Source organism: Brevundimonas sp., assembly GCF_036402095.1.
Classification (GTDB): Bacteria; Pseudomonadota; Alphaproteobacteria; order Caulobacterales; family Caulobacteraceae; genus Brevundimonas.
This window is the reverse complement of sequence record NZ_DASWTO010000181.1, coordinates 1-25,968: the sequence shown is the minus strand read 5'-3', so window position 1 is coordinate 25,968 and position 25,968 is coordinate 1. Positions and strand designations below refer to the sequence as shown.

General features: G+C 69.7%; 27 protein-coding genes. 13 read left to right on the top strand and 14 right to left on the bottom strand.

From position 1 onward, the window contains the following. A partial coding sequence (locus VGD32_RS12145) for a DUF2793 domain-containing protein (protein WP_331032144.1) occupies positions 1-1,010 on the bottom strand: 1,010 nt, incomplete at its 3' end. A 159-nt stretch (positions 1,011-1,169) separates the two neighbouring features. Beyond that, positions 1,170-1,649 carry a DUF4112 domain-containing protein gene (locus VGD32_RS12140; protein ID WP_331032143.1) on the bottom strand — a complete coding sequence of 160 codons (480 nt, stop codon included), beginning with the start codon at positions 1,647-1,649 and terminating at the stop codon, positions 1,170-1,172. A gap of 100 nt (positions 1,650-1,749) precedes the next feature. Between VGD32_RS12140 and VGD32_RS12135 the strand changes: the two genes are divergently transcribed. Then, complete coding sequence (locus VGD32_RS12135; protein WP_331032142.1) at positions 1,750-2,679, top strand: endonuclease/exonuclease/phosphatase family protein; 930 nt, start codon at positions 1,750-1,752, stop codon at positions 2,677-2,679. On the opposite strand, the gene VGD32_RS12130 is transcribed toward VGD32_RS12135, so the two are convergent. The 6 genes from VGD32_RS12130 to VGD32_RS12105 are packed head-to-tail and all read right to left on the bottom strand — an operon-like array spanning position 2,660 to position 7,539. Then, a complete protein-coding gene (locus tag VGD32_RS12130; protein ID WP_331032141.1) occupies positions 2,660-3,880 on the bottom strand; it encodes a CCA tRNA nucleotidyltransferase in 1,221 nt (406 codons plus the stop codon). The genes VGD32_RS12135 and VGD32_RS12130 overlap by 20 nt on opposite strands. Continuing rightward, positions 3,877-4,539, bottom strand: a complete 663-nt coding sequence (locus VGD32_RS12125) for a CoA pyrophosphatase (protein ID WP_331032140.1) — start codon at positions 4,537-4,539, stop codon at positions 3,877-3,879. The genes VGD32_RS12130 and VGD32_RS12125 overlap by 4 nt, the downstream gene beginning before the upstream one ends. Beyond that, a complete protein-coding gene (locus tag VGD32_RS12120) occupies positions 4,536-5,102 on the bottom strand; it encodes a DUF1285 domain-containing protein (RefSeq protein WP_331032139.1) in 567 nt (188 codons plus the stop codon). Before VGD32_RS12120 ends, VGD32_RS12125 begins: the two co-directional genes overlap by 4 nt. 42 nt (positions 5,103-5,144) lie before the next feature. Next, a complete protein-coding gene (locus VGD32_RS12115; RefSeq protein WP_331032138.1) occupies positions 5,145-5,630 on the bottom strand; it encodes an N-acetyltransferase in 486 nt (161 codons plus the stop codon). Positions 5,631-5,677: 47 nt separating this feature from the next. After that, a complete protein-coding gene (locus VGD32_RS12110; RefSeq protein ID WP_331032137.1) occupies positions 5,678-6,451 on the bottom strand; it encodes an enoyl-CoA hydratase in 774 nt (257 codons plus the stop codon). Further along, the gene (locus tag VGD32_RS12105; RefSeq protein ID WP_331032136.1) at positions 6,448-7,539 is read right to left on the bottom strand and encodes an MBL fold metallo-hydrolase; all 1,092 of its coding nucleotides are present in this window, start codon (positions 7,537-7,539) and stop codon (positions 6,448-6,450) included. Before VGD32_RS12105 ends, VGD32_RS12110 begins: the two co-directional genes overlap by 4 nt. Positions 7,540-7,676: 137 nt before the next feature. On the opposite strand from VGD32_RS12105, the gene VGD32_RS12100 reads away from it, so the two are divergent. The 4 genes from VGD32_RS12100 (at position 7,677) to VGD32_RS12085 (ending at position 11,069) form a co-directional block, all read left to right on the top strand. After that, positions 7,677-8,663 (top strand): hypothetical protein, encoded by a 987-nt coding sequence (locus tag VGD32_RS12100; RefSeq protein ID WP_331032135.1) that lies wholly within the window; start codon positions 7,677-7,679, stop codon positions 8,661-8,663. Between the two features lie 106 nt (positions 8,664-8,769). Further along, positions 8,770-9,567: an exodeoxyribonuclease III gene (locus VGD32_RS12095; protein ID WP_331032134.1), complete on the top strand. Its 798-nt coding sequence runs from the start codon at positions 8,770-8,772 to the stop codon at positions 9,565-9,567. Between the two features lie 2 nt (positions 9,568-9,569). Then, complete coding sequence (locus VGD32_RS12090; protein ID WP_331032133.1) at positions 9,570-10,085, top strand: hypothetical protein; 516 nt, start codon at positions 9,570-9,572, stop codon at positions 10,083-10,085. 78 nt (positions 10,086-10,163) lie between these two features. After that, a complete protein-coding gene (locus VGD32_RS12085; protein WP_331032132.1) occupies positions 10,164-11,069 on the top strand; it encodes a cobalamin biosynthesis protein CbiG in 906 nt (301 codons plus the stop codon). 5 nt (positions 11,070-11,074) lie between these two features. Here VGD32_RS12085 and recN read toward each other — a convergent pair whose 3' ends face one another. Then, positions 11,075-12,775, bottom strand: a complete 1,701-nt coding sequence (gene recN, locus VGD32_RS12080) for a DNA repair protein RecN (protein ID WP_331032131.1) — start codon at positions 12,773-12,775, stop codon at positions 11,075-11,077. Between the two features lie 90 nt (positions 12,776-12,865). Next, positions 12,866-13,726, bottom strand: a complete 861-nt coding sequence (locus VGD32_RS12075) for an outer membrane protein assembly factor BamD (RefSeq protein ID WP_331032130.1) — start codon at positions 13,724-13,726, stop codon at positions 12,866-12,868. A 203-nt stretch (positions 13,727-13,929) separates the two neighbouring features. Here VGD32_RS12075 and VGD32_RS12070 point away from each other — a divergent pair, with 203 nt between their 5' ends. The 7 genes from VGD32_RS12070 to ychF all read left to right on the top strand — a co-directional run bounded on the left by VGD32_RS12070 (position 13,930) and on the right by ychF (position 20,652). After that, positions 13,930-14,865 (top strand): ribose-phosphate pyrophosphokinase, encoded by a 936-nt coding sequence (locus VGD32_RS12070; protein WP_331032129.1) that lies wholly within the window; start codon positions 13,930-13,932, stop codon positions 14,863-14,865. A gap of 96 nt (positions 14,866-14,961) precedes the next feature. After that, on the top strand, positions 14,962-16,167 hold the full coding sequence (locus VGD32_RS12065) for a hypothetical protein (RefSeq protein ID WP_331032128.1): 1,206 nt from the start codon (positions 14,962-14,964) through the stop codon (positions 16,165-16,167). Between the two features lie 181 nt (positions 16,168-16,348). After that, on the top strand, positions 16,349-17,392 hold the full coding sequence (locus VGD32_RS12060; protein ID WP_331032127.1) for a hypothetical protein: 1,044 nt from the start codon (positions 16,349-16,351) through the stop codon (positions 17,390-17,392). A 144-nt stretch (positions 17,393-17,536) separates the two neighbouring features. Next, complete coding sequence (locus VGD32_RS12055; protein WP_331032126.1) at positions 17,537-18,226, top strand: 50S ribosomal protein L25/general stress protein Ctc; 690 nt, start codon at positions 17,537-17,539, stop codon at positions 18,224-18,226. 76 nt (positions 18,227-18,302) lie between these two features. After that, positions 18,303-18,923 carry an aminoacyl-tRNA hydrolase gene (gene pth / locus VGD32_RS12050; protein WP_331032125.1) on the top strand — a complete coding sequence of 207 codons (621 nt, stop codon included), beginning with the start codon at positions 18,303-18,305 and terminating at the stop codon, positions 18,921-18,923. Positions 18,924-18,998: 75 nt separating this feature from the next. Then, entirely contained in the window at positions 18,999-19,481 is a 483-nt protein-coding gene (locus VGD32_RS12045) for a copper chaperone PCu(A)C (protein ID WP_331032124.1), read from the top strand. A gap of 73 nt (positions 19,482-19,554) precedes the next feature. Further along, on the top strand, positions 19,555-20,652 hold the full coding sequence (ychF, locus tag VGD32_RS12040; protein WP_331032123.1) for a redox-regulated ATPase YchF: 1,098 nt from the start codon (positions 19,555-19,557) through the stop codon (positions 20,650-20,652). Here ychF and VGD32_RS12035 read toward each other — a convergent pair. Then, the gene (locus VGD32_RS12035) at positions 20,649-21,119 is read right to left on the bottom strand and encodes a hypothetical protein (RefSeq protein WP_331032122.1); all 471 of its coding nucleotides are present in this window, start codon (positions 21,117-21,119) and stop codon (positions 20,649-20,651) included. The two genes, ychF and VGD32_RS12035, sit on opposite strands and share 4 nt — an antisense overlap. Positions 21,120-21,265: 146 nt before the next feature. Between VGD32_RS12035 and VGD32_RS12030 the strand changes: the two genes are divergently transcribed. Continuing rightward, positions 21,266-21,529 (top strand): hypothetical protein, encoded by a 264-nt coding sequence (locus VGD32_RS12030; RefSeq protein ID WP_331032121.1) that lies wholly within the window; start codon positions 21,266-21,268, stop codon positions 21,527-21,529. Between the two features lie 142 nt (positions 21,530-21,671). Here the strand turns inward: VGD32_RS12030 and VGD32_RS12025 are convergent, their stop codons facing one another. The 3 genes from VGD32_RS12025 to ppdK form a co-directional block, all read right to left on the bottom strand. Continuing rightward, complete coding sequence (locus tag VGD32_RS12025; protein ID WP_331032120.1) at positions 21,672-22,193, bottom strand: outer membrane beta-barrel protein; 522 nt, start codon at positions 22,191-22,193, stop codon at positions 21,672-21,674. A 207-nt stretch (positions 22,194-22,400) separates the two neighbouring features. Next, the gene (locus VGD32_RS12020) at positions 22,401-22,928 is read right to left on the bottom strand and encodes a porin family protein (RefSeq protein WP_331032119.1); all 528 of its coding nucleotides are present in this window, start codon (positions 22,926-22,928) and stop codon (positions 22,401-22,403) included. A gap of 189 nt (positions 22,929-23,117) precedes the next feature. Next, on the bottom strand, positions 23,118-25,808 hold the full coding sequence (gene ppdK, locus VGD32_RS12015) for a pyruvate, phosphate dikinase (protein WP_331032118.1): 2,691 nt from the start codon (positions 25,806-25,808) through the stop codon (positions 23,118-23,120). Between the last annotated feature and the right edge of the window lie 160 nt (positions 25,809-25,968).

Below are 25,968 nucleotides of genomic sequence, written 5' to 3'. Positions count from 1 at the left end.
CCCCCGCCGCCGCCGGTCGCGACCAGCAGCGGCGTGGAGCCGAGGTAGACCGCGGATCCACTGCCGGCGGAACCGGCTGCGGCCACGCCGCCGGCGCCGCCGGATCCGACCACCACGGTGAGGGAGGCGGTGAGCTGCTCGGCCGGCCAGATCGCCCGACCAATGCCGCCCGCGCCGCCGCCCCCGCCGCCGAAACGGGACCCCGAGGCGCCGGACGCGCCCGCCCCGCCGCCGGCTCCGGCGCCGACCGCCACGGCCTCGATGGTCCGCGCCCAGGCCGGGACGGGGTAGCTGCCGCCCGAGGTCATGACCGTCACGGCTCGCCGTGTCGCACCGAGATCGAAGCTGACCTGCCCCGACGCGCGATCCACCGACCAGGCGTCACGCCATGTCGAGCCGTCGCTGCTGACCTTCAGCCTCAGGTCATCGTCGCCGATCAGCCCCAGTTCGGCGCGGCCGCCGTAGCCGCTCTGGAACAGCAGCGACAGAACATCCGCCGCCCCCTCCTTGTTCAGGGTCAGGCGCAAGTCGCCGTCGCCCCCTTCGCCGGTAGCGCGCGCGGTCCACAGGGCGTTGTTCAGCCGCGCCGCGAATGGGTTGGCCGGGTCGGCGGTGGTCCCGAGGCCCAGCCGCGAGAGGTTCTGGACCGCCTCCAGGCGGGCGCCGAGCGAAACCCAGGCGCCGCCGTGCCGCACCAGCAGCTCGCCCGCGTCGACGACCAGCACCACCAGCCCGTCCGGCGCCTCTACGGCGCTCCAGCCGCCGGTTTCGGCCCGGATCAGCGTTCCCGCGGCGCGGCCGGTCCATTCGGAGCCCGTCGCCTCCGCCGGCAGGATGTACAGGGCGCCGTCGGACGGATCGGCGGGCTGCGCCGGCTCCGTGCAGCTGACGACCGCAGTCTGGACCAGGGCGTCGAGCCGGGTCAGGGCCTCGTTCAGTGTCACATGCTTCTGCATCTGGCCCGCCGCCAGATAGGGAAGGCCGAGGCGGGCGGTCTGGTCGTCGCTCATCAGAAAGTCTCCAACACTCTGTCGGAGAACAGTCTGGGGCCACCCGCTGCTGTGGCGCGTTCGTGACGCTGGCGCGGGACAACAGCCGCTCTAATTCAACCACCTGGCTCGAAAAATTGTGAAGACAGAGGCCGAAAAGGCAGCAGTGGATAGCGCCGTTCAGTCGTGCAGATAGGCCACCCGCCGCAGCCCGCCCTTGCGCCGCATCTCCGCGACATGCCGTTCATGTTCGCCGGAGGCCCTCGCCTCGCGTTCGCTGGCCTCGACCCAGTGGGTCGTCTCGATGTCCTTCTGCAGCGCCTTGGCCGCCATCAGATGGCCGGGGAACAGGACGTCGACGACACTGGGCACGAAATCGAGGAACGGCACCTCGCCGACCATGGTCGTGACGCTGTCGAGTCCGAGATAGGCGAGCATGCGCATGACGGTTGTCGGCGACGCCTTGACCCGGGCGGCCTGGACCAGCAGCCAGCCAGCGGCGCCGACGCTGTAAACCGTGCCCACCACCGGTATCCAGGTCAGCAGACCGTCCAGGCCGATGCCGAACGGACCGATGCCCACGGCCCGGTCGGACAGCTTCTTCACGCCCTCGACATTCGACCAGATTTTCTCGATATCGCCGATGGTCCGTCTGGCCATGCCATCCTCCGAAGCGAGACCGTAACGCGCCATGACGACCCCCGTTCACCACGAAACGCAAGCCGGAAGCCGGAGGGCCGCGCGGTGGACCCCCACAGGGATGTGGGACTGGCTGGCGCGCCTGACGCTGGCGATTCCGTTGGGCGTGGCCGTCGCGGCCCTGAGCGGGATCGGCCACCGCTGGTTCGACATCCTCGCCCAGTTCACCGCTCCGGCGCTGGTGGCTACGGCGGCCCTGACCGCCGTGCTGGCGCTGACCCGGCTGAAGATGGCGGCGCTGCACGGGCTGGCGGCCTGCATCGCCCTGGTTGTCGCGGCCACACCCCAGTGGCTGCCCGGCGGTCCCCGTCCCGAGGCGAACGCGCCGATCGTGCGGCTTTACTCCGCCAACCTCTACTATCTGAACGACGATGTCGCCGCGATCCGGACCTCGATCGAGCAAGCCGACGCCGACGTGGTGGTGCTGATCGAACTGGGCCAGGACGCAGCGGCGCGGATCGACGAAGTCCTGCAGGGCTATCCCCATCGCGCGGCCTCGATGCGGTTGGACCAGACGCGCGGCCCCTCGCGGTCGGTGATCGGCTCCCGCTATCCGCTGACCGCGCTGGCGGACCCGCCGGACGGGCTGCACGCTGTAGCAGCGGTGGCGCGGACGCCGCTGGGCCCGCTGAATTTCGTCGGCGTGCACCTGACGCGGCCGTGGCCGTTCCAGGAGCAGTGGGGTCAGATCAGCCAGACAATGGCCCTGCAGGCGGTGGTGGAAGACTTGATGGGGCCGGTCGTCGTCGCCGGAGACTTCAACAGCGTGTCGGGCGCCCGCATCGGCAGGCAGGTGCGGCGCGATCTTGGTCTGCATCCGGCGCCCGGATTTCCCGGCACTTGGCCCGCCAACCTGCCCGCGCCGCTCGGGATGACCATCGACCAGGTCTACGCCTCGCCTGACCTCGCCTTTGTCCGGCGCAGCCTGGGGCGGCCCACCGGCTCGGACCACCGGCCGGTGGTGACGGAGCTTACCCGCGCGGCGGACTGACGAGGGCCGCGAGTCTTTCGGCGTGGCCGGCGGCCGGAAAGTCCTCGGCGATCCACGCCGTCTCGAAGGCCTTCAGAAGACGGCCGGTCTCCGGCCCGGGCGGCACGCCCAGCCGCGCCAGATCCCGGCCGCCGACGGGCAGCGGCGGTCGCGTCCAGGCGGCGGCCAGCGCGAGCAGGCGACGAGCGTCCGCGCTCCGGTCGGGCGCTTCGGCCCAGCGGCGGCGCACGGCGTCAGAGAAGGCGGTCGCGCCGTGGCGGTACAGGACCGCGCGGGCCTCCCGATCACTCATCGACAGGCCGACGGCGGGGAGAGCGAGGGCCGCGAAGACCAGCCGGTCCCGCGTGGCATTGGCGAAGCGCAGGCGGGCCGCCGCGTCCCTGACTACCGCCTCATCGGCGGGGAGCAGCACCATCAGCCGCACCCCGGGGTCGCCGCCCTGCTCGACCGCCGCGGCGAACAGCGGCGACAGGCGCGCCTCCGGCAAGACCTGGGCGAGCACCCCGGCCTCAGCCATGGCGGCCATGGCGGCGCGGGGGTCGGGGGCGGACAGCAGCTTCATCAGCTCGCTCGAGACCCGCTCGGCCGACAGCCGCGTCATACCGGCGACGAGGGCGCGGCAGGCCGCGAGCGCGGCCCGGTCCGGCTCGCCCCGCCCGTACCAGGCATGAAAGCGGAAAAACCGCAGGATGCGCAGGAAGTCCTCGCGGATACGAATCTCCGGGTCGCCGACGAAGATGATCCGGCCGGCCAGGGCGTCGGCCACGCCCTCGCCGGTGGGCTCGAACACCTCTCCCCCGGCGTCGGCGTAGAGGGCGTTGAGGCGGAAGTCGCGCCGGGCGGCGTCCTCGGCCCAGTCATCGGTGAAGGCCACCGTGGCGTTGCGGCCGTCAGTCGAGACGTCGCGGCGGAGGGTGGTGATCTCGAACGGCTGACGCCCCGCCACGGCGGTAACGGTGCCATGGGCGATTCCGGTGGGCACGGCCTTGAGCCCGGCGGCGCGGATGGCGCGATCGGTCTCCTCGGGCTTCAGAGTGGTGGCGATGTCGATATCGGCGACCGGCTGGCCGATCAGGGCGTTGCGCACGCAGCCGCCGACGAACCGGGCGCAGCCGGGGCCTCCCGACGCCTCGAGCGCCGCGATCACGTCCCGGGTGGCTGACGCGGTCAGCCAGGGCTGGTTGGTCAGACGGACGGTCATGCGGCGTCCTCGTCGACCGCCGCCGCCGGTTCGGCTTCATCGCCATAGAGCCGGCTGCGCAGCGCCCGGACGATGGCGGCCGTGGCGCCCCAGATGTAGCGCTCCCGCCAGGGCATGGCCCAGAACCAGCGGCGCGGGCCGCCCTCCGGATCATGGAAGTCGCGACGGTGATTGGACGGATCCATCAGGAAGTCCCACGGGGCCTCGAACACCTCGGCGACTTCGGCGGGGGACGGCGACACCACGGGCGGTTCGGCCAGCCAGCCGACCACCGGCGTGACCATGAAGCCGGTCACGGTCTCGTAGCCGTCTCCGAGGCCCAGCAACTCGACTGCGGCGGGATCGAGCGCGACTTCCTCCCACGCCTCGCGAAGCGCCGCCTGCCCGGCCTCCTCGCCGGGATCGAGGCGGCCGCCGGGAAAGGCGATCTGGCCGGTGTGGCTGGCGAGGCTGTCGGAACGGCGGGTCATCAGCACCGTCGCGCCCTCGGGTCTTGCGATCACCGGCACCAGCACGGCGGCGGGGCGCAGGGTGCGGCCGGGCCGGGGCGCCTCAGGGTTGAGGTCGAAGTCGGAGCGTTCGGGCCGGCCGTCCGGCCGCCAGTCGGAGACGGGCGTCAGGCGGTCGATCAGCCGCTCGCGCAGGGAAACCAGGCTCATGCCACGCCCGCTCCGACCGGGCCGAGGGGGAAGGTCGCTCCGCGCGAGCGGACCACCAACCGGCCGTCCTGGACCTCAGCGCGCTCGACCAGCTCGTAGAATACGGGGCGGGCGATGCGGGCCCACAGGTCGGCGCGCACGTGCAGGGCCGGCGACGGCTCGCCGGTGACCGGGTCGGTGTCCACCCGGATCGGATGATCGGGCCCCGCCTCGACCGCGTCGCCGACGTCGGTGGTGAAATCCAGGTCGCCATCGTTCGCCGCCACAGCCACGGCGCGGAAGGGAAGGTCCTCGACCCGGATCGTCAGCTTCTCCACCGGAGTGACCAGGCAATAGCCGTCCGGGTCCTTGCGCAGCACGGTCGAGAACAGCCGGACCAGTTCAGGACGGCCGATGGGCGAGTTCTCGTGCAGCCAGGTCCCGTCGCGACGAATGACGATGTCGATGTCGCCGCAGTGAGGCGGGTTCCACAGGTGGACCGGGGGCAGTCCCCGGCCGGGCGCCTGCTTCGCGGCCTCGGCGACGGCGGCCAGTCCGGTCTTGCTGTCGGCGGGGTCGGACATGGATGCAGACTTAAGGGTCCGCGCCGCGCTGGCAATCCCCGATCAGACCGCAGGCCGGACCGTGCCGGTGGGTTGATCGGCGCCGCGCCACAACAGGCGGCGCGGATCGACCGGGCCCGGCAGGCTGACGCCGACGGCGGCGGTGAAGCCGAAACGGCCGAAATAGGGAGAATCGCCCACCAACAGCACGCCCATGCCCTGGTTCGCCGCCCAATCCAGGCAGGCACGGACCAGTTCGGCGCCCAGTCCGGCCTTGCGGTTGTCGGCGGCCACCGCGATGGGGCCCAGGAACAGCGCCGGCATCCCGCCGATGGTGATCGACCACAGCCGGACCGCGCCGAGCAGCCGCCCGCCGTCCCGCGCCACGAAGCCGGCGGATACGGAGGCGCGCTCGCGCAGCCGCTCGGCCGCCTTGGCGAACCGGCCGGGGCCGAAGGCGGTCAGCACCAGCGCGTCGACGGCGGCGGCGTCGGCGGGGGTCTCCGCATCGATGTGCGGCGCGGCGGACAAGGCGGGCGTGGAGGACATGGGCGCGCGCACCTAAGGGCCGCGCGCCCCGGAAGCAACGGAAATCCTCAGCCGCCTTTCGAGAAATCCGGTGCGCGCTTCTGACTGAAGGCCATAAAGGCTTCCATCGCCTCGGGACTGGACATCTGGCTGCCGAAGGCCTCGCCCTCGCGTTGCATCAATGTCCACAGGGCCTCAGCGTCGCGCATCAGCCGCTTGGTTTTGCGGATCGAGTTCGGTGCTCGGGCGGCCAGCTTCGCCGCAATATCCGCCGCCGCGGCCTCAACCTGGTCCGCGGGCACGGCCCGGTTGGCGAGTCCCCAGGCGGCGGCCGTCCGCCCGTCGATCGGCTCGCCCAAGGCGAATATCTCGAAGGCGCGCTGGTGCCCAATCGCCGCCGGCAGCAGCATCGACGAGGCCGCCTCCGGCGCGAGGGCCAGGTTGATGAAGGGCGCCGACAGCAGGGCGTCTTCCGCCACCACCACCATGTCGCAGTGAAGCAGCAGCGTCAGACCGATGCCCACGGCCCGGCCGCGCACCGCCGCCACCGCCGGCTTGTCCAGGTCGGCCAGCGCCTTGAGAAAGCGGAACACCGACATGTCCAGCGGCTGCTGACCCTGCGAACCGAGGGCGATGAAGTCGCCGATGTCGTTTCCGGCCGAGAAGCTATCGCCTTCGCTGCGGAACAGCAGGACGCGCACGGCGTCGTCGCTCCGCGCCCGTTCGGTGGCGTCCGACAGGGCCGCGTACATGGCCTGGGTGATGGCGTTCTTCTTCTCGGGCCGGGCCAGCGTGACGGTCAGAACGCCGCCGGAGAGTTCCGTTTGAATGTGGTCGGTCACGCTCTGTGCCCCTGTCTGATTGCTGTCCACCAGTCGACCCCCTCCGCATCGCGGCGGCGCGCCGCCCGTCCCCGGCGGAGCAGATAGTTGAGATGCGCCAGGCTTTCACCTGTCGCCATGCCCCGCAGGCCGTCCCCGACCGGGCGCGCGAACAGGGCCGGAAATGCATCCACAACCCGGCTGGGCGTGCGCAGGGTCCGCTCCAGACGCCTCAGCGCCGTCATATGGCCTCGGATCAGCGCGTCCAGCCGCGCCTGGACGCCGTGGAAGGGTTCTCCGTGCGAGGGCAGAACCAGCACATCGTCCGGAAACACGGTCTTCATCCGCTTCAGCGAGTCCAGCCAGTCCCCCAGCGGGTCCGCGTCCGGCTCCGTCGGCCACACCGAGACGTTGGACGATATCCTCGGCAGGATCTGGTCGCCTCCCAGCACGATCCCGTCCGCCTCGCGCCACAGGCAGGCGTGCTCCGGGCTGTGACCCTCGCCGACCACGACGCGCCACGCATGGCCGCCGATCGCCAGGCGGTCGCCGTCGCGTATGCGGACGAAGCCGGACGGCATGGGTGAGACCAGCTTGCCGAACTGCCCGTAACCCTTCCGGTAGCCCTGCACCTGGGACTCGTCCCAGCCCGCCGCCCGATAGAAGACCGCACCCTCTTCCGGGGCCGGCGCGCCCGTATCAGCCACCAGCATGCGGGCCGTGACGTATTCGAGCCGGGTCATCACCAGCGGCGCCGCGAAACGCTCGCACAACCAGCCGGCGAGGCCGATGTGGTCGGGATGCATATGGGTGCAGATCACCCGGGTCACGGGATCCCCGCCCAGCGGTCCCGCCAGCAGCAGGTCCCATTCTTCCCGGGTGCCGGACAAGTCCAGCCCGGTGTCCACCAGGGTCCAGCCATCGCCGTCCCGAAGGGCGTAGACATTGATGTGGTTCAGGGAGACGGGCATGGCCAGGCGTAGCCAGCGAACGTCGGGCGCGATCTCGACCGCCTGCCCCGGTCCAGGCGGCGGGCCGAACGGATAGGTCAGCCCGCGTTCCTCGCGCGCGGCCATGCCCTCACCCAACAAAGCCACTCCGTCGGCCAAGTCCGTCTCCAATCGCAACTGAGGCAGGATAGGCGCAAGCCGGGAGGCGCGTCCAGCGCCGTGAAACCTCGCCTTGACCGCGCCACAACCGCCCGCCAAGGATTTCGCCCACGATATTTCCCTTCCGGAGTTTCACCGTGTTCCACAAAAAGTTGCTCGCGCTGATCGGCGGCGCGATGGCGCTGGCCCTGCTCTCCGCCCAGCCGGTCCTCGCCCAGGACGCGCCGCCGGACGAGGGCCGCACGGCCTCGGACGAAGCGACCGGATCAATCCGCGGCGAGCGGGTGCTGCCGGGCCGGATCGGCGGCGACCGCCGCGATCGCAATCGCCAGCGCGAGCGCCCCGCCCGGAACCAGGAACGGCCGGCGGCCACGCCGGAGGAGAACAAGACCGCCGCGCAGACGCTCCTGACCGCCGCCGGCGTCGGCTGCCAGGTCTCGGAAGCGATCCTGCTCGGCACGACCGCCGAACAGCAGGCCACCTATGAAGCCACCTGCGCCGCCGGTCCCGGCTTTCTGGTCGTCGCCTCGACCCCGCCCCAGACCTTCAACTGCCTGGAGCTGGCCGGTCAGGCCGAAACCAACCGGCTGCGCGATCCGGCGGCCGACGTCGGCCAGCAGTGCACGCTGCCGGTGAACCAGAACCCCGTGCCGGTCGTCGGCGCCTATGCCCGCGAGGCCGGCATCGACTGCACCGTCGATCAGGCCGCCGCTATCGGCCGCCTGGACGGCAACCTCGTCTACGAAGTGGGTTGCGCGGACGCCGACGGCTACCAGATCGAGCAGGCCAGCACCGGCTGGATCAAGAGCCCCTGCTGGGCCCGGGCCCTGGAGGGTTCGACCTGCCGCTACACCACGCCGGCGGAAAACCTGAAGGCTTGGACGACCGTCCTCGCCGGGACCGAAGCCTCGGCCTGCGAAGTTCAGCAGGCCCGCAAGATCGGCACCGACGCCCAGGGTCTGCAGGTCTATGAGGTGAAGTGCAGCGTTGGCGACGGCTATTTCGCCCGTGTCGGCGACGGCTTCACCGCCCAGCGGGTCAGCGCCTGCGCGGCGTCGGCCCATATCGCCGGCGGCTGCACCCTGACCACCGCCGCCCCGGCGGCGGCGACCAGCGAGCAATAGGGTCGACCCACTTCGAACTCGCGACGCCCCGGGGCTCCCCCCGGGGCGTGTTCGGTGGGGCGATCGGCGCTTCACAGACGCCCCCGACGCGCCGTAATCATGGGCGATGCGCATCGCCACCTGGAACGTGAACTCGGTCAACGCCCGCCTGCCGACCGTGCTGGCCTGGCTGGAGGCGGCCATGCCCGACGTGGCGTGCCTGCAGGAAATCAAATGCGTGGACGAGAAATTCCCGCGCGAGGCCTTCGAGAGCCTGGGCTACAACGTCGAAACGCACGGCCAGAAGAGCTATAACGGCGTCGCCATCCTGTCGAAGCATCCATTGTCCGATGTCCGGCGCGGCCTGCCGGGCGTGGACGGATCGGGCCACGAGGCGGACGCCGAGCAGGCCCGCTACATCGAGGCGGTGATCGAGACCGCGCGGCCGGTGCGGGTCGGATGTCTCTACCTGCCCAACGGCAATCCCCTCGGAACCGGGAAGTTCGCCTACAAGCTGGCGTGGTTCGAGCGACTGCATGCCCACGCCCGGGACCTGCTGGCGCTGGAGGAGCCCTTCACCCTGTGCGGCGACTACAACGTCATTCCCACACCTGACGACGCCAGGAATCCGGCCGCCTGGGTCGGCGACGCCCTGTTCCAGCCGCAGAGTCAGGCCGCCTTCCGCGCGTTACGTCATCTCGGCCTGTCCGACGCCGGGGAACTGGGCGGCCAGCCGCCCGGAACCTACACCTTCTGGGACTACCAGGCTGGCGCCTGGCAGCGCGATCACGGCATCCGCATTGATTTCCACCTGCTGTCGCCGCAGGCCGCCGATCGCTTCCGGTCGATCGAGACCCACCGCGACGCCCGTGACATGGACAAGCCCTCCGACCACGTCCCGGTCGTCGTCGAACTGGAAGACTAGGCATGGCCGAGGCGCTCCGGGTCATACTGCTCGTGGCGCTGGCGGCGGCGGCCCTGACCACCGCGGCCTTGGTCCTGGCCTGGTGGATGGAGCCGGTGCGCCGGATGCGCCGCGCCCTGCTCAGGTCGCTCGGCGCCACGCCGGAGGCGGAGGCCCTGTCCCCGGCCGAGGGTCGCGCCGCCGGGCTCGACTTCGACGGTGCCCAGGTAGCCGTGCTGTGGAACCGCGGCGCCGCCGGGCTGGTCTACGCCTTCGAGGAAATCGACGGCGGCGAGATCATCGTCGATGGCCATGTCGTCGCCCGCGTCCGCCGCGGCGAAACCCGCAAGTCGCTGGACGTGCTGGCGCCGGACGCCGAACAGGTGGTGCTGCGGCTGATGTTCGGCGACGCGCGGCATCCGGAGTTCGAACTGGCCCTGTGGGACGCCACCCTGCCGGTGCAGACCAGTTCGCCCGGCGAGGCCCTGCGGCTGGGCCGCCGCTGGCTGTCTCATCTCGAGGCGCTGCTGAAGGGCTGAGCCTTCACCCTTCCGCCCCCGCCGCCGGAACGCTAGAAGCCCCCATTCCTTTGTGACCGAGTAACCCGGAGCGCCCCCGTGGCCCGTCTGTTCGACGCCTACATTATCGCCGACTGGACGGCCGCCGAGGGCAAGAAACTGGGCGACCAGTCGGTCTGGATCGGCGTCGCCAAGCGCGACGTGCGCTTCCGCCTCTATACCGAGACCCACAACGTCGCCACGCGGGCCGAGGGCGAAGCGCTGCTCGCCACCCTGCTCGCCGACCACCGCAAACGCGGCGACCGGGTGCTGGTCGGGTTCGATTTCAACTTCGGCTATCCCGCGGGCACGGCGGAGCGGCTCAAACTGGGCGGCACTCCGTGGCAGGCGATGTGGAAATTCATCGCCTCGAACGTCGTCGACAAGCCGGACAACACCAACAACCGCTATCAGGTGGCGGCCAAGATCAACCGCCTGATGACCGACAACGCCTGGCCGATGTGGGGCGCGCCCGCCAAACAGGCCCAGCGCTGGCTGACCACGACCAAGCCTCCGGCCGGATCGGGCGCCGACATTCCCGAGTTCCGCGCCACCGAGGACGCCGTCCGCAAGGGCAGGCTCCAGCCCAAGAGCGTCTGGCAGATGCACGGCGCGGGCGCGGTCGGCGGTCAGACGCTGGTGGGCATCCCGGCGGTCCGCCGCCTGCTGGAAAGTCTCGGCCCGTCCGGCGCGGTCTGGCCGTTCGGCACCGGCTGGCGGGCGCTGGACGCCGCCGACGTCGAACCCCTGTCGGCGCTGGTGGTCGAGGTCTGGCCGTCGATGTTCGACGGCAAGCCGAATCCGGGCGAGTTCAAGGACCAGGCCCAGGTGCGTTCAACGGCCGAAGCGCTGGCGAAGATGGACGAGGCCGGCGACCTGTCGAAGGCCTTCGCCCCTCCCAAGGGCGCGGATGAGGCGCTGATCGCGCGCGTCGAGCAGGAAGAGGGCTGGATTCTGGGGGTCTGACGACCTCAGCCGATCAGCGCCCGGGCAGCGGCGCGGGCCTCGTCGGTGATCTGCGCCCCGGACAGCATGCGGGCGATCTCCTCGCGCCGGGCCGCCTCGTCCAGCGTGTCGACAGTGGTGGTGGTCATGCCGGCGTGATCCGCCTTGCGCACCTTCCAGTGGGCATGGCCCCGCGCCGCCACCTGCGGACTGTGGGTGACGACCAGCACCTGCGCGCCCTGCGACAGCCGCTGCAGCCGGGCGCCCACCGCCGAAGCCACGGCCCCGCCGACGCCTTGATCGACCTCGTCGAAGATCATCACCGGCTGGCGCTGATCCTCGCGACCCGCCAGCGCCGCCTTCATGGCAAGGGCGAAGCGGGCCAGCTCCCCGCCCGAGGCGATGGCGTCCAGCGGGCCGAAATCCGTGCCAGCGTTGGTGGCGATCTCGAACCGCACCGTCTCGACGCCATGGGGGCCCCGGCGGCCGTCGGGAACGGGTTCGAAGGCGACCCGGAAACGGGCCCGGTCCAGCTTCAGCGGCCCGAGCTCACCCACGACGGCCGAGGTCAGGCGGTCGGCAGCCGCCTCGCGCGCGGAGGTCAGCAGCATGGCGGCGACGTCATAGGCCTCGCGCGCGGCCGAGGCGGCCCGTTCGGCGGTGGTGATCGCCTCGGCCCCATCCTCGATCAGGCGCAGCTGCTCGCGGAAGCGAACCCGGAGCGTGGGCAGCAGTTCGACCGAGGCGTTCAGCTTCCGGGCGGCGGCGCGCAGGGCGAACAGCCGCTCCTCGGCCTTGTCGAGGCGGCCCGGCTCGAAATCGAAGGCGTCGGCCGCTGCGTCAACGCAGGCGATGGCTTCCTCGGCCTCCACCAAAGTGCGGTCGATGGCCTCGGCGGCGCTCGACAGTTTCTGCAGCAACGGATGCTCAGGGTCCGTGCCCGCCTGTCCGGCCCGCTGGCGGGCGTGTTCGACGGCGCGCAGGGCCGCGGAGAGGTTGCGCGACAGCTTGTCTCCGCCCAGCGAAGCCCGGGCGTCGGCGAGATCCGCGATGGCCTTCTCAGCCGCGCCCAGCAAGGCCCGTTCGCCGGCCAGTTCGGTTTCCTCGTCGGCGCGCGGGTCGAGCGCGTCGAGGTCGGCGAGGTTCTGCTCCAGCTCCTCGCGATGAGCGGCGGCGTCGGCGGCGGCGGCCTTCAGGTCGGCGACGGCGCGCTCGGCGGCTCTGAGACGGTCGGCAGCGGCCGCAACGCCCGCCAGCTGGGGCTGCAGGCCGCCATAGGCGTCGAGCAGGGCGCGGTGGGTCTTCCAGTCCAGCAGGCCGACCGTCTCGTGCTGGCCGTGCACCTCGACCAGGGCCTGGCCGATTTCGCGCAGCGCGGTGACGCCGGCAGGCTGATCGTTGACGAAGGCCCGGCTGCGGCCGTCGGCGGCGAGCGTCCGGCGCAGGATCAACTCCTCGCCCGCGGCGACCTCGAAACCCCGCGCGGCGATCATCTCGATCAGGGCCGGATCGTCGGGGGCGGTGAAGACGGCGGTGGCGGACGCCTGCCGGGCGCCGCTGCGCACCAGACCCGCGTCGGCGCGGGCGCCAAGGGCGAGCCCCAGCGCGTCAAGGATGATCGACTTGCCCGCGCCCGTCTCCCCGGTCAGCACGGTGAGCCCGCCCTCGACCTCGAGATCGAGCGCGTCCACCAGCACGATATCGCGGATGGAGAGGGCGGTCAGCATGGGCGCGCGGTCGTCCGGGTCTGATTCGCCATGGTCGTCAGTCTAGCGGCGAACGCCCGTCATGAACGCACCATGCGACAGAATCGGACGTCAGCCCGGAATGATCCGGCGCAGCCAGCTTTCCCGCTGCCCTTCGGGGGCGACGTCGGGCTGGCGGCCTTGCTCGGTGAGCAGGGCGTAGGCCTCGGCGTACCAGGGGCTGCCGGGATAGTTGTGGCCCAGCACGGCGCCGTTGCGGGTCGCCTCTTCCTTGAGACCGAGCTGCAGATTGACCTCGACCAGCCGGAACAGGGCTTCCGGCGTGTGCGAGGTGCGTTGATAGGCTTCGTTGTCGATGACGGCCTTGTAGCGGTTCATCGCCGCCAGAGGCTGGCCGGCGCGCTGGTAGTACCGGCCGATGGCCATTTCCTTGCCCGCCAGCTGGTCGTTGACCATGTCGATCTTGACCGTGGCGTCGATGGCGTAGGGCGTTCCGGGATAGCGGCGGGCCACATCGCGCAGGCCGTCGAGGGCCGCTTGGGCGTAGCCCTGGTCGCGGCCGACGTCGGTGATCTGCTCGAAGTTGGACAGGGCCTTCATGTAGAAGGCGTAGGGCGCGCTCGGATTGCCGGGGAACAGCTGGATGAAACGGTCCGACGCGGCGATCGCCTCGGCGTAGTTGTTGCTTTGGTAGTGGGCGTAGATCTGCATCAGGATCGCGCGGCGCGACCACTCCGAATACGGATGCTGGCGCTCCACCTCCTGGAAATAGTCGATGGCGTCGCTCCAGCGCCGGCTTTCGAGGCGCTGGTAGCCGGTATTGTAAAGCGCCTCGACCGGACGCTCCTCATAGGCGAGGCGGGGCCGGTTGCCGCGGTTGGCGCAGGCGGAAATCGTCAGGGCCGACACGGCGACGGCCGACAGGATCAGGCCGGTGCGGAACTTGGAAGCAGGCAAGGACGACCTCAACATAACAGGCCGGCGGGCATCCACCCGTCGGCGCCCCCGAAAACGAGACGCGATCTCTACACCAGCGAACAACCCCGCGCCAATGCGCGAAGAAGTCGGCGAAAAAGACTCTCTGCGCTTGTGGCTGAGCCGTCCCCTGATATGTAGCGCGCCAGCGCGACGGCGGCATTCTGAGCCGGGCGATGACGGCGAAAGGATGACCGGACATGAAGCTGCTCTCTGGCAACTCCAACCGGACGCTCTCCCAGGCCATCGCGGCGCATCTCGACATGCCCCTGACCAAGGCCCAGGTGAAGCGATTCGCCGATAACGAGGTTTTCGCGGTTATCGAGGAGAACGTCCGGGGCGAGGACGTCTTCGTCATCCAGTCAACCAGCTACCCCGCCAACGACAACCTGATGGAGCTGCTGATCATCACCGACGCCCTCGTCAGGGCCTCGGCGAAGCGGATCACGGCGGTGATGCCCTATTTCGGCTACGCCCGGCAGGACCGGAAGACGGGTGGGCGGACGCCGATCTCGGCCAAGCTGGTGGCCAATCTGATCACCCGCGCCGGGGCCGACCGGGTCCTGACGATGGATCTGCACGCGGGCCAGATCCAGGGCTTCTTCGACATTCCGACCGACAACCTCGTCGCCACCCCGGTGCTGGCCCAGGACATCAAGGAACACTACCCCCGGGGGGACGACCTGATGATCGTCTCGCCCGACGTCGGCGGCGTGGTCCGGGCGCGATCCCTCGCCAAGCGGCTGGATGCGGATCTCGCCATCGTCGACAAGCGTCGGCCCAAGGCAGGCGAAAGCGAGGTCATGAACATCATCGGCGACGTCGAGGGACGGCGCTGCATCCTGTTCGACGACATCGTCGATTCCGGCGGCACGCTGGTGAACGCCGCCAAGGCGCTGATGGACAAGGGGGCGACCGAGGTGTCGGCCTATATCAGCCATGGGGTGCTGTCCGGCCCCGCCGTGCAGCGCGTGGCCGACGGCCCCTTGAAGGAACTGGTGATCACCGACTCGATCGAGCAGCCCGATGAGGTGCTGACCTGCAAGAAGATCCGGCGCGTCTCGGTCGCTCCCCTGATCGGTGAAGCCATCCGGCGGATCGCCAACGAGGAATCCGTCTCCAAACTGTTCGACTAGGCCGTCCCGAGCGGCTTGACGGAACCCGATCGGGGGCCGCCCCATTTGCGCCCTCGGAATGGGCGTTGCTGGACGCCGGTAATTCGAGGAGTCCCGATGCGTCCGGTTTTCCTGCGCCGCGGTCTGTCCGCAGCCGCCCTCGCCGCCACCGCCGTTCTCGCGGGCTGCGCCTCCGACGCTCCGACCAAGGCCGAGATCGAGGCCGCCCGCGTGGCCGCCGAAGCCGCTGAAATCGCCGCACGAACGCCGCCGCGGATCAGGTTGAACCAGAGCGTCGCCGACGCCGCGGCGGTGTATATGGCGTTCAGCCGCGACATGGCCGCGCTCGAGGGCGGCTTCACGAACCCGGAACAGATCCAGGCGGCGCTGCGGCGGGGCGCGGCCTATGACCCGGAACAGATCTCGCGTGGCTTGGTGGCCTACGCCTCGATCCTCGCCCTGCAGTCGCCCGAGTTCGTCTCCGGCGTCCGGTCGCTGGCGGACGATCAGGAGAACCGCGAACGGATCGTGGCGCGCATCGTCGCCGACCCCAGCTACGCCTCGACACTGCCGGGGGCGGAGTCGGCGGCGGGACTGGTCATGGCGACGCTGTCGGACGACATCAACGCCCTCGGCCGCGCGGCGAACTCCATCGAAAACGACGCCTACGCCATCCAGGCGCCCTACGATCCGCGGCGGCCCTGGGGGATCGCGGAGGTGTCCAACCGCGAGGCGAGGCTGGAAGCGGCCAAGGCCCGGTCGGCCCAGATTGTGCGGCCGGCGGCGGAAGAGGCCGCCCGTCTGTTCGCGGCGGCGCACAGCGGCGGCGGCGCCTTGCCGGTCAGCGGCGCGCCCCGAAAGCCGCCTTACCCGCCGGCGGTGGTGAACGGCCTGGCCCTCGCCGCCCTCGCCGCCCTCGGCTACGCAGGCGAGAACGCCCGCGCAAACACCGACGCCCTGCAGTTCGACCGGGTCAGCCAGGGCTGCCTCACCATGTCGAAGCTGAACCTCTTCCAGTGTCTGGCGGCCTCGCGCCCGAACTACGAGGACATGTTCTGCCTCGGCCGCCACATCGTTCGCGACCTCGCCACCTGCTCGCGGGGGGCGGCCATGCCCGCGCCGATCGTCACCGTGTCCGACGTCACGCCCGCGGATCCGCCCGCGCCCGCGGCGGCGCCGATCATCATCACCCCGACGCCGCCCGCCGCCGCCCCGCAGCCGATCACGATTTCGCCAGCACCTGCCCCCGTGACGCCGCCGCGACCGGCCCCTTCGGTGACGGAAAGGCTGAATACCCAGCCTGCACGCCCGCCCGGCGGCTAGGACGCCGACAGCCCGTCCGCGCTGCGGCCACGCTGGCATTAACGCTCGGCGAACCACTTCGGCCGCGTTATAAGGGGGTCTAGCTCCGGCGTCTGAAGGCGACGTCGCGTGTCCAGGGTGGGGATCTCGTATGCTTGAGGCTCGTATTCGCCGCGGCCTGTCGTTGGCCGCAATCGCCGCGATGACTGTTCTGGCGGCCTGCGCCACGCCGGAACCCGAGCCCGAACCCGCGCCGCCGCCGCCGCCTCCGCCGCCGCCGGCCGTCAGCCTGAACGAAGGCGTGGCCCAGGCCGCCTCCATCTATGTCGCCTTCATGCGCGACGCGGCCACAATCGAAGCCGGGTTCCCGAACGCCGAGTCGATCCAGGCGGCGATCCGCAAAGGCGCCTCCTATGAGCCTGCGCAGCTTTCGCGCGGCATGATCGCATATGGGTCGATCCTGGCGCTGCAGTCGCCCGAGTTCGTGCAGGGCGTGCGGACCTACGCCGTCGACCCGACCGTTCGTCAGGAGATGGTCGCCCGCATCATCGCCGATCCCGCCTACGCGGCCACCCTGCCCGGCGCCGACGCGGCTGCGGGGCTGATCGTCGAGGCCATCGGACGGGACTCCGCCGCCATGCTGGCGATCGCCGACGCCGTTGAGGAGGACGCCTACACCATCCAGGGCCGGTCCGATCCGCGCCGCCGCTGGGCCACGGTCCATATCGCCGACCGCGACACCCGGCTGCAGGGCGCCAAGGCGCTGTCCGCGGTGCAGATGCTGCCGTCCGCCGAGGAATCGGCGCGACTGTTCGCGGCGGCCAACAGTGGCTCCGGCCTGACCGTGACGCCGGCCCGCTCGGGACCGCCCTACACGCCGGCGGTGGTGCGGTCGCTGGCCCTCGCCGCCCTCGCGGCGCTCGGCGCCGGCGGGGAGGACGCCCGCGCCAACACCGAGGCCCTGACCGTCGAGCAGAACAGCGAGTTCTGCCTGAACATGTCCAAGCTGATGCTGTTCCAGTGCCTGGCCGCCTCGCGCCCAAGCTATGAGGACATCTTCTGCGTCGGCCGACATGTGGCGCGCGACCTGGCCATCTGCACCGCCCAGAACATCAAACCCGCCCCGATCATCGCCCCCACCACCGAGGTGGCCGGCTCCGAGCCCGCCGTCGTCCAGACGCCGGTCGCGGCCGGCGCGGCGGCCGCATCGGCCTCGGCCACGGCGGCCCTGAACCGCGAGGGCTGAGCCGCCGGCCCGATCGGCGCCCAGACGGTTGCGTCACCGGGCGTCTCCGTGTAATAGCCCGCCCTCTTGAATTCGAGGGTTCGAGGACCCCGTCGCGCGGGCGATTACGTCAGCGCGGCGTTTCTGTTTGTTGAGGCGAGCCAGATGGCCGAGATCATTCTGAACGTTGATGTCCGTGACGGCGTCGGCACCGGCGGCGCTCGCGCCGCGCGTCGCGCGGGCATGGTCCCGGGCGTCCTGTACGGCGGCGACAAGAGTCCGGTCGCGATCGCGGTCAACGAGCGCGACTTCCGCAAGTCGCTGTACACCGGCAAGCTGCTGGGCCACCTCGTGACGCTGAAGTACGGCGACGAGACCCAGCCGGTCATCGCCCGCGATGTCCAGTTCGACCCGGTCACCGATCGCCCGCTGCACTTCGACCTGATGCGCGTCGATGAGAAGCAGACGATCAAGATCGAAGTGCCGGTGCACTTCATCAACCAGGATCAGTGCGAGGCCTTCCGTCAGGGCGGTTCGCTGGAAATCGTGCGCCACTCCGTCGAGGTGAAGGTCCGCGCCGACCACATCCCGGAAGACCTGATCGTCGATCTGGCCGGCCACAAACTGGGCGACACGATCCGCTGGACCGACCTGAAGGGCACGGCCGACGTCGAGCCGACCATCACCGACCGCGACTTCGTGATCGCCTCGATCAAGACGTCTTCGGCCGCCATCTCGGCCGCCGCCGACGAGGCCCATGACGCCGAAGTGGCCGCCGAGGCCGCGGAAGTCGAAGCGACCGAACAGGCCGCGACCGACGAGGCCGAGGCCGCGGAAGACACCGCCGAGGGCTGATCCCCGCGCGACAAGCTGCTACTGGAACGGCCCCATCCGGCGACGGACGGGGCCGTTTCCTTATCCGGAACCTGCGATGATCATCATAGCCGGCCTGGGCAATCCGGGTCCGAAATACCAGGGCAACCGCCACAACATCGGCTTCATGGCCGCCGACGAGATCGCGCGTCGCTGGTCGTTCGGGCCAGACAGGGCCAAGTTCCAGTCCGTCATCCGCGAGGGTGAGGTCGAGACGGCGTCGGGCCGTGTGCGCGTGCTGCTGATGAAGCCGCAGACCTATATGAACGAGAGCGGCCGGGCCGTGGCCGAGGCGGCGCGCTTCTACAAGGTGAAGCCGTCCGACGTCATCGTCTTCCACGACGAGATCGATCTGGCGCCGGGGCGGTTCCGCATGAAAACGGGCGGCGGGGCGGCGGGACAGAACGGGGTGCGCTCACTGATCAGCCAGCTGGGCCCGGACTTTCGCCGCGGGCGCATGGGCGTCGGTCACCCGGGTGATCCGCAGCTGGTGCACGGCCATGTGCTGAGCGACTTCCACAAGGCCGACCAGCCCTGGCTCGACGCCCTGCTGGGCGCGGTCGCGGACGCCCTGCCCTTCGCCCTGGCCGGTGACGACGACCGCTACCAGGCCGAGGTGATGCGGCTGGCGCCGGCCCCGAAATTCAGCCCCCGGCAGGCGGCGCGCGGCGAAGGCTGAGCGCGCGACAGGACGCCGTCTTGCAGACGCCCGGCGCCGACGTTAGACCCCGCGATCCCTCAGAAGGCTTCCAGAATGGCTCGCGCCTCGCTCCTCTTCGCCCTGATCGCCTTCGCGGCCGGCCTGGCTGCCTGCACAGCCGGGGACAAGGCGGCCCCCGGCAGGTCCGGCGCCGTTGAGGTCTCGGACGCCCTGTGTCGGCCCACCCCAGCGGGACGCAAGACCACGGGCTGCTACCTGACCCTGACCGCCGCCCAAGACGACCGGCTGACCGCCGTCGCGACCCCGGTCGCCGGCCGGGCCCAGATCCACGAGAGCCGGGTCGAGAGCAACATGATGATGATGCTTGAGCTCAAGGATGGACTGCCGCTGCCGGCCGGTCAGCCCGTCGAGCTGAAGCCCGGGGGCACGCACATCATGCTGCTCGCCGTCGCCGAACCGCTGAACGCCGGCGACACCGTTCCCCTGACCCTGACGTTCGCCGCGGCCGATCCGGTCGAGGTGACCGCGACCGTCGGCCAGCCCGCGACCACGGACTCCGGCCATCCGTCGCACTGACGGCGCCGCCGAGCCTGACAAACCGGCCGCGACCCGCTAAAGGCTCGCGCTCACCAAGGAAAATCCAGCCCCCATGGCTCTGAAAGTCGCGATCGTCGGCCTGCCCAACGTCGGCAAGTCCACCCTGTTCAACGCCCTCACCAAGACGGCGGCGGCCCAGGCGGCCAACTATCCCTTCTGCACCATCGAGCCGAACACCGGGGACGTCGCGGTGCCCGAGCCGCGGCTGGACGTGCTGGCGCAGATCGCGGGCTCGAAGGAGATCATCCCGTCGCGCATCACCTTCGTCGACATCGCCGGCCTCGTACGCGGGGCGTCGAAGGGCGAAGGCCTGGGAAACCAGTTCCTGGCCAATATTCGCGACTGCGACGCCGTGGCCTTCGTCGCGCGCTGCTTCGTCGACGACGACATCACTCACGTCGAGAACCGCATCGATCCGATCTCCGACCTCGAGATCATCGAGACAGAGCTCATGCTGGCGGATCTGGAAAGCCTGGAGAAGCGGGTCGTCAACGTCGAGAAGCGGGCCAAGGGCGGCGACAAGGAGGCCCAGCAGACGCTGCGCCTGATCAATATGGCGCTGACGCCGCTGCGGGCCGGAAAGCCGGCCCGGGTCGTCCAGGTCGACAAGGAGGACGAGAAGGCGTGGCACATGCTGCAGCTGCTGACCTCCCTCCCCGCCCTCTATGTCGCCAACGTCGACGAGGCCTCGGCGGACAAGGGCAACGACCTGTCGGACTTGGTGGCGAAGCGGGCCGCGGCCGACAACGCCAAGGCGGTGGTCATCTCGGCGAAGATCGATTCCGAACTGGCCGTGCTCGATCCGGAGGAACAGGCCGAGTTCCTCGAAAGCATGGGGCTGGAGGAGCCGGGCCTGAACCGCCTCATCCGTGAGGCCTACGCCCTGCTGGGCCTGCAGACCTATTTCACGGTCGGTCCCAAGGAGGCCCGCGCCTGGACCATTCCGATCGGCGCCACGGCCCCCCAGGCGGCGGGCGTGATCCACACCGATTTCGAGAAGGGTTTCATCCGCGCCGAGACCATCGCCTACCCTGACTTCGTCGCCCTCAAGGGCGAGCAGGGAGCGAAGGAAGCCGGCAAGATGCGAGCCGAGGGCAAGAGTTACGTCGTCAAGGACGGCGACGTGATGCATTTCCTGTTCAACGGCTAGGGATCGCCAGCCGGCGTATCCTCCAGCCTGGTGCATTTTGTCAGTGTGACCACAGCATTGTCGCGGTTCAGCCAGGTCAGACGCATGGTCTGGCCCGAAACCATCATCCGCAGGCGCTCGTTCGAGATCGCGCCCTCTGCCGTGCAGGTCACCGCGACCTCGTAGCCGTCGGCGATCTGGTCGACCGAACCGATGGCGCAACTGTTCTCGTAGCCTTCGAACCGGGTGGTGGTGATCTCGATCGGACGCTGGGGCCCGGTGGTGTTCGGACACCAGGACACGTCGGCGGCCCAACGTCCGACGAAGCTGCGGGGGCCAGTGCCCGGCAGGATCGTGCCGGCCCCGGCGGGAGGCGCCGTCGGCGGCGTCGCCGCGTCGGGCGTATCGATCGGCTCGGCGGGCGCCGTGGGAGGATTCGGCTCGCCGGGTCCGCAGGCGGCGACGGCGAAGGCGGCAAGCAGGATCAAACGGGATCGGGCCATGGTCCATAAACGCGTCGGAAAGCACCGGGCTCCGCCGCGCTCGCCCCGATCACGAATTCGCGGTCACGCTTGCATCCCCCGCCAGTTTTTGCGACCGGTTCTCCTGTGTCGAGAACAAGGGGGTGTCCCGAATGACTCAGAACACCAATCCATGGGCAACGCAGATCGATCCGTTGGCGCAGGACATCGCCGCGGTGCTCAAGCGCATGGGCGGGTCCGCCCATCAGAAGGACGTGGTCCAGTGCGTGGCCGCGATGAAGCGACAGCGCGGCGAAACCGTCGCGCAGGATCTGACCAACCGGATCGTCGAGGTGTTCGAGCGCTATCGCGACCTGTTCTTCAAACCCTTCGGCGAGGGCTCGATGCGTTGGGCCCTGCAGCCCGGCGTGGCCTGAACCGGCAGACCTGAAGAACGGCGAAGGCCCGCGACGCTCCCGCCGCGGGCCTTGCTGTATCGGGCGGCTTGTCGCCCTTGTCCCGATTGTCTTCGATATTCCGCCCGGCGATGTATTGGATGTCGCGACGGAATGTATTGGTTCAGAAACGGCGGATGTAGGCGAACGATACGGCGTCAAAGCCGCCGTCCAGATCGTCGTAGTGGTGCCGCGTAACGTCCATCCGCAGACCGTTGGACTCATCGAAGAAATACTGGCCGCCGATGCCTGCAGCGACGCCGCTGAAGCTCTCGGTTCCGGTCGCGCCGCCGACGCTGGCCTCAAACTCGGTCGAGCCGTAGCCCAGGCGGGCCGTGAGGTCGAAATTCTCCGACAGCGGCAGATAGGCCACCGCGAAGGCCGCGACGGTGTGGTTCATCTTCAGGTCGACACCGGCGATCTCGGAAGAACCGACACCCAGGCTGCCCTCGGCCTCGACACCGACATAGCGGTGGAAGCGGGCGGCGACGCGGGCGGTGACGGAATGGCCGTCCCAGTCTTCGCTGCCGTCGGCGAAGCGAGTGTAGCCGGCCGAAGCCGTGATTTCCGGCTTGAATCCGGTTTGGGCCGCAGCCGGCAGGGCGACGGCGGACGCGGCCACGGCCGCAAGGATGAACAGACGCATGAAACCCCCGAAAAAGACCTGTCGACATGACAGGTTGCGGGTGTGTCGCCGATTCCGCGGAGCAAGCGGAGCCTTATTCGTCGAAGTAGCGCCAATCCGATGCATTATCGCAATGAGTGTATCGCCAACGCCACAACCCATTGGCTTCTCTATGAAAAGGCCCGCCGGTTCTCGGCGGGCCTTCGTCATTCCAGAGCTGCCGGCGGCCTAGAAGCGGCGGACGAAGCTGAGGCCGTAGGTGTCCAGTTCGGCGCCGTCGTCCTCGCGGAAGTCGCGACGGGTCCAGTCGGCGCGGATGCCGTTGCGACCGTCGATGAAGTAGTTGGCGCCGACGCCGTAGTTCAGGCTCTCGCCATCCTCGGTGGCGGCGAAGCCGGCGGTCGAGGCCTTGACCTCGGTCGTGCCGTAACCGACGCGGCCGAAGAGCTCGAGGTTGTCGTTCACGGGCAGCTTGGCGACGCCATAGACGGCGGCGTCGTATTCATGCTCCAGCGTCGTGTCCACGCCGCCGAAGGTGACGTCCTGATCCTTGACGCCGATGGAGGCCTCGCCCTCGATGCCGAGGTGGCGGGTGAAGTCGTAGCCGGCGCGGGCGGTGATCGCGCCGAGGTCGCCGTCGTCGCCGTCCAGCTGGGTGTAGCCGATCGAGCCGGTGACGCGGGACGCGGGGTCCTGGGCCATGGCGGGCGCGGCGATCAGAGTAAGAGCGGCGGTCGCGAGAAGAACGTTACGCATGGTTTCTGTATCCTCTAGATGTGGCCACTTCTGCGGTGACCAGCCCCATCCAGCGGGGATACAAATGGGTTACCGCAGACGCCGTTCCAGACCCTTTCGATGACTGACGCCTGACTGTGCGCGGCTTGGCACAGACGGCGATATGTCAATTCCGGCGGCTTGGTGTTCTTATTCTGGCCGGGGCGTTGCTCAACGATCCTTTTCGCGTTCTGTGCCCGCCCTTGCGTGGAGGGCGGCCTGGGCGGCCGCGAGGCGGGCGATGGGGACGCGATAGGGCGAGCAGCTGACGTAGCTGAGGCCGACCTGCTCGCAGAAGGCGATCGAGGCGGGGTCGCCGCCGTGCTCTCCGCAGATGCCCATCTTGATATCGGGACGGACCGCCCCGCCGCGCTCGGCGGCGATGCGGATCAGGTCGCCGACCCCCTCCTGGTCGAGGCGGACGAAGGGGTCGGTCTCGAAGATGCCCTTGTCCATATAGGCCTGCAGGAAGCGGCCGGAGTCGTCACGGCTGATGCCGAAGGTCGTCTGGGTCAGGTCGTTGGTGCCGAAGGAGAAGAACTCGGCGTGCTGCGCCAGGTCGCCGGCCCGCAAGGCGGCGCGGGGCAGCTCGATCATGGTGCCCACGAGATAGTCGACGCGATCCCCGGCTTCGGCGAACACGGCCTCGGCCGTGCGGTCCGTCAGCTCGCGCAGGTATTTCATCTCCAGGCCGAGCGCGACGAGGGGATGCATGATCTCCGGGATGGGGGCCTCGGCCGCCGTCTTCTTGACCTCCAGCGCCGCCTCGAGGATGGCGCGGACCTGCATCTCGTAGATCTCGGGATAGGCCACGCCGAGGCGGCAGCCACGATGGCCGAGCATCGGATTGGTCTCGTGCAGCTCCCTGGCGCGCCGCTTCAGCTTGGCGGCGTCGAGGCCTTGGGTCGCCGCCAGCGCATCGATCTCGGCCTCCGTGTGCGGGATGAACTCGTGCAGCGGCGGATCGAGCAGGCGAACCGTCACCGGCAGGCCCGACATGATGGTGAACAGCTCGACGAAGTCGGCCTTCTGGAAAGGGGCGATCCTGGCCAGGGCGGCGCGGCGGCCGGACTCGTCGTCGGCGAGGATCATCTCCCGCACCGCCGCGATGCGGGCGTCGTCGAAGAACATGTGTTCGGTCCGGCACAGGCCGATGCCTTCGGCGCCGAAGCCGCGGGCGGTCTTCGCGTCCAGCGGCGTCTCGGCATTGGCGCGGACCTTGAGGCGGCGGACCTTGTCGGCCCAGGCCATCAGGGTCTGGAAGTCGCCGGTCAGCTCCGGCTCAATCATCGGCACGGCGCCGTCCAGCACCTCGCCCTTCGAGCCGTCGATGGTGATGATCTCGCCGGCCCGGAAGGTGCGGCCCCGGGCCGTGAAGGTCCCTGCCCTGTGATCGATCTGGATTTCGCCCGCGCCGGAGACGCAGGGTCGGCCCATGCCGCGGGCGACCACCGCCGCGTGGCTGGTCATTCCGCCGCGGGCGGTGACGATGCCGCGCGCCGCGTGCATGCCGTGGATATCCTCGGGCGACGTCTCCTCGCGCACCAGGATCACGGCGTCGCCCAGCTGGCTGAGGCGCTCGGCCTCGTCCGCGTCGAACACGACCTTGCCGGTCGCCGCGCCGGGCGAGGCGGGCAGCCCCGCGGCCACGACCTTTCGCTCTGCCTTCGGGTCCAGCGTGGGGTGCAGCAATTGGTCCAGCGCCGAGGGCTCGACCCGGCCGACGGCCTCCTCCTGGGAGATCACGCCCTCCGCGGCCAGATCGACCGCGACCTTCAGCGCCGCCTTGGCGGTGCGCTTGCCGTTGCGCGTCTGCAGCATCCACAGCCGACCCTGTTCGACCGTGAACTCGATGTCCTGCATATCGCGATAGTGCGTCTCAAGTTTTCCAACGACTTCAACGAACTGCGCGAAGACCACGGGCATGGCCTCTTCCATCGAGGGAGCGGTCTCGCCCATCTCCTCGCGGCCCGCCTTCGTCAGGGACTGCGGCGTGCGGATGCCGGCGACGACATCCTCTCCCTGGGCGTTGATCAGGAACTCGCCATAGAGCTTCGCCTCGCCCGTCGAGGGGTTGCGTGTGAAGGCCACGCCGGTGGCCGAGGTGTCGCCCATATTGCCGAAAACCATCGACTGGACATTGACCGCCGTACCCCAGCTCTCGGGGATGTCGTGCATGCGGCGATAGAATTTGGCCCGGTCGTTCATCCAGCTGGCGAAGACGGCCGAGACGGCGCCCCATAGCTGGTCGTTCGGGTCCTGCGGGAAGGCGTGGCCGAGATTGCCCTCGACCACCCGCTTGTAGTCGGCGACGACCTTCTCCCAATCAGAAGCGGACAGGTCGGTGTCGATTGTGACGCCGAGCCGATCCTTGTGGTCGTCCAGCACCTCCTCGAAGTCGTCGTGGGACAGGCCCAGCACGACGTTGGAATACATGGTGATGAAGCGGCGGTAGCTGTCGAAGGCGAAGCGGCGATCGCCGCTGAGGGCCGCCAGCCCCTCCACCGTCTCGTCGTTGAGGCCGAGGTTGAGGACGGTGTCCATCATCCCGGGCATCGAAGCGCGGGCGCCCGAGCGGACCGACACCAGCAGCGGGTTCTCCGGGTCGCCGAAGGTCTTGCCGACGACCGCCTCGACCTTCTTCAGCCCGGCGGTGACCTGGTCGGCAAGATCGGCCGGATAGCTCTGCCCGTTGGAGTAGTAGTGGACGCAGGCCTCGGTGGTGATGGTGAAGCCCGGCGGCACCGGCAGTCCCAGCGACGACATCTCGGCGAGGTTCGCGCCCTTGCCGCCGAGCAGGTTCTTCATCGACGCGTCGCCGTCGGCGGACCCGCCGCCGAAGCCGTACACCCACTGAGTCATTCACCAGCCCCTGAGCCGTTGTCCGTCGCGCGGGACTCGCATCCCTCGCGGTGCAGGCCCCGCTTACCGCGCCGGAGCCGGCAAGGCGAGGCTGAGGGTGTAACAAAACGTGAGCGTCCGTGACGGTTCCGGTCCCCGCCGACCCGGTCAGCCAAAAATC

What these genes read in the sequence shown, in the direction of transcription:
- VGD32_RS12140 (WP_331032143.1), bottom strand. Translation starts at nt 1,649, where the DNA reads ATGGCCAGACGGACCATCGGCGATATCGAGAAAATCTGGTCGAATGTC.
- VGD32_RS12135 (WP_331032142.1), top strand. Translation starts at nt 1,750, where the DNA reads ATGTGGGACTGGCTGGCGCGCCTGACGCTGGCGATTCCGTTGGGCGTG.
- VGD32_RS12130 (WP_331032141.1), bottom strand. Translation starts at nt 3,880, where the DNA reads ATGACCGTCCGTCTGACCAACCAGCCCTGGCTGACCGCGTCAGCCACC.
- VGD32_RS12125 (WP_331032140.1), bottom strand. Translation starts at nt 4,539, where the DNA reads ATGAGCCTGGTTTCCCTGCGCGAGCGGCTGATCGACCGCCTGACGCCC.
- VGD32_RS12120 (WP_331032139.1), bottom strand. Translation starts at nt 5,102, where the DNA reads ATGTCCGACCCCGCCGACAGCAAGACCGGACTGGCCGCCGTCGCCGAG.
- VGD32_RS12115 (WP_331032138.1), bottom strand. Translation starts at nt 5,630, where the DNA reads ATGTCCTCCACGCCCGCCTTGTCCGCCGCGCCGCACATCGATGCGGAG.
- VGD32_RS12095 (WP_331032134.1), top strand. Translation starts at nt 8,770, where the DNA reads ATGCGCATCGCCACCTGGAACGTGAACTCGGTCAACGCCCGCCTGCCG.
- VGD32_RS12090 (WP_331032133.1), top strand. Translation starts at nt 9,570, where the DNA reads ATGGCCGAGGCGCTCCGGGTCATACTGCTCGTGGCGCTGGCGGCGGCG.
- recN (WP_331032131.1), bottom strand. Translation starts at nt 12,775, where the DNA reads ATGCTGACCGCCCTCTCCATCCGCGATATCGTGCTGGTGGACGCGCTC.
- VGD32_RS12075 (WP_331032130.1), bottom strand. Translation starts at nt 13,726, where the DNA reads ATGTTGAGGTCGTCCTTGCCTGCTTCCAAGTTCCGCACCGGCCTGATC.
- VGD32_RS12070 (WP_331032129.1), top strand. Translation starts at nt 13,930, where the DNA reads ATGAAGCTGCTCTCTGGCAACTCCAACCGGACGCTCTCCCAGGCCATC.
- VGD32_RS12065 (WP_331032128.1), top strand. Translation starts at nt 14,962, where the DNA reads ATGCGTCCGGTTTTCCTGCGCCGCGGTCTGTCCGCAGCCGCCCTCGCC.
- VGD32_RS12060 (WP_331032127.1), top strand. Translation starts at nt 16,349, where the DNA reads ATGACTGTTCTGGCGGCCTGCGCCACGCCGGAACCCGAGCCCGAACCC.
- VGD32_RS12055 (WP_331032126.1), top strand. Translation starts at nt 17,537, where the DNA reads ATGGCCGAGATCATTCTGAACGTTGATGTCCGTGACGGCGTCGGCACC.
- pth (WP_331032125.1), top strand. Translation starts at nt 18,303, where the DNA reads ATGATCATCATAGCCGGCCTGGGCAATCCGGGTCCGAAATACCAGGGC.
- VGD32_RS12045 (WP_331032124.1), top strand. Translation starts at nt 18,999, where the DNA reads ATGGCTCGCGCCTCGCTCCTCTTCGCCCTGATCGCCTTCGCGGCCGGC.
- ychF (WP_331032123.1), top strand. Translation starts at nt 19,555, where the DNA reads ATGGCTCTGAAAGTCGCGATCGTCGGCCTGCCCAACGTCGGCAAGTCC.
- VGD32_RS12030 (WP_331032121.1), top strand. Translation starts at nt 21,266, where the DNA reads ATGACTCAGAACACCAATCCATGGGCAACGCAGATCGATCCGTTGGCG.
- VGD32_RS12025 (WP_331032120.1), bottom strand. Translation starts at nt 22,193, where the DNA reads ATGCGTCTGTTCATCCTTGCGGCCGTGGCCGCGTCCGCCGTCGCCCTG.
- VGD32_RS12020 (WP_331032119.1), bottom strand. Translation starts at nt 22,928, where the DNA reads ATGCGTAACGTTCTTCTCGCGACCGCCGCTCTTACTCTGATCGCCGCG.
- ppdK (WP_331032118.1), bottom strand. Translation starts at nt 25,808, where the DNA reads ATGACTCAGTGGGTGTACGGCTTCGGCGGCGGGTCCGCCGACGGCGAC.